Genomic DNA, 1604 nt, shown 5'->3' with positions numbered 1-1604 from the left:
CCCCACTCTGTGGACCCAGATTTCGAATAACCAGAGGGAACACCAATTCATACCATCCTAAGTTGACAGCATTGGGAGCGATGCTCGCCGATGGGATGGACCATCGCTCTCTGAACAAGTTTGTGCGTCGGTACGGGACCATGGAACAGAAAGGACGATGGGCTACGGACGACGTTAAAACGGGTGGAACGATGAGTGAACGCAAAGTGTTGCTCAATCCGCCCAAAGAAGTCCCGGGCCTCTCGCCCACATTGTTTGTGCAGCATCTGGCGGACAAATGTGTCTTCCTGGAACTCGGCGATCTGGGACTCCCCTTAGTCGAACTCGAAGAGCGGCCGGTGTTTGTGCGCATGGATCCGGACCACGAACAGGCCTATGGCACGTTCCACGTCGATTTGGAGGCTGAGATGAAACGGCAATATGCGCTTGGCAACACAAAAGCGTTCGCCCAGTTCATCCCGGCGGTCGTGAATGCGGCGAATCAGCCGTATCGGTCGCAAACCGTCTGGCTGTCCGAGGAGGATGCCGTCGCGTTTGCCGCGACCCAACTCGAATCCGCCTGGACGCCCAAAGAACGTCAACTCGTCTCCGACGTTCAGGCCGAACTGGAACAGGGGCGACGCTGCGTCGTGTACGTGCGCTACAGCGGCGATGCCCTGCAAGACAAACGGGTCACCGCCGTCTTGCAACAAGCGGGCATTCGCGCCGAGACCCTTTCTGCGACGGTCGCCCCAGAAGACCGGGTCGCGTGGCTGGAAAGGTCTCTGGAACGCGGCGTGGACGTGGTTGTCTGCAACGCCAAGCTCGTCGAAGTGGGCCTCGATTTGCTCTCGCATCCGTCGCTCTTCTTCTATCAGTTCACGGACGAGATTGCGACGATGCGCCAGGCGGCGCGGCGGGCATGGCGCATTGGCCAGCATCGCCCGTGCAAAGTCTTCTACTACCTCTACCAAGGGACGTATGAGATGGCCCAGATGTCGCGCATGTTGGCCAAGCGCTCCCATGCGATGCTCCTGGAAGGTCGACTGGATCGATCGGAAGTGGCCGAATTCACGGCAAAGGATGCCCAATCGGCCTCGACGTACGCGATTGCGCATTGCCTTGGCGACGTCGCCGATTTATCGAGCCAATGGCGGGCGATGGCCGACAAGGACATCCCGCAAGGCGTCACCCTGCTGTCCGAAGAGCGGTTTCGAGGCGAGATAGGACGAGCCATGCAGCGCTTGGCGGAAGAGACGAAGCGAATGGCGGGTGTATCCCCTTCCGAAGAGTCTCCTTGCCTCACGCTGCAAGACACATCCGTCTCGGTCTCCGTCGCTCAAAAAGCGCCACTGCCCATGGAGCCAGAAGTGACGCTTGGCGAGTGGAAGAAGCGCCTGCCAGACAAGGCGAAAAAAGTCCTGAAGAAACAAGGTGTCGGGGACGACCAGCTGCTGTTGTTTGCGCTTTGACAAACACCATGCAGCACGAACGCAACCGACGAACAGAGCCCTCCAAGCGAGGGCTTTTTTTCTTGACACGAAGGGGGGATTTGCTAGAATGGGGGTGTATTCAAATTCCCCTTGAAAACTCCATGTCTCCCTTCGTGAGACCCTATAGGTCGT

The 1604-nt window shown here is 58.4% G+C and carries 1 protein-coding gene; it reads left to right on the top strand.

From position 1 onward, the window contains the following. Positions 1-1451: helicase-related protein (locus M4I36_RS16170; RefSeq protein WP_258112797.1), on the top strand; the 1451-nt coding region annotated here is incomplete at its 5' end. Positions 1452-1604: the final 153 nt, after the last annotated feature.

Source organism: Alicyclobacillus sp. SP_1 (assembly GCF_024706985.1).
GTDB lineage: Bacteria > Bacillota > Bacilli > Alicyclobacillales > Alicyclobacillaceae > Alicyclobacillus_I.
The sequence above is the reverse complement of the archived record's forward strand: the minus strand, read 5'-3'. Positions and strand labels throughout refer to the sequence as shown.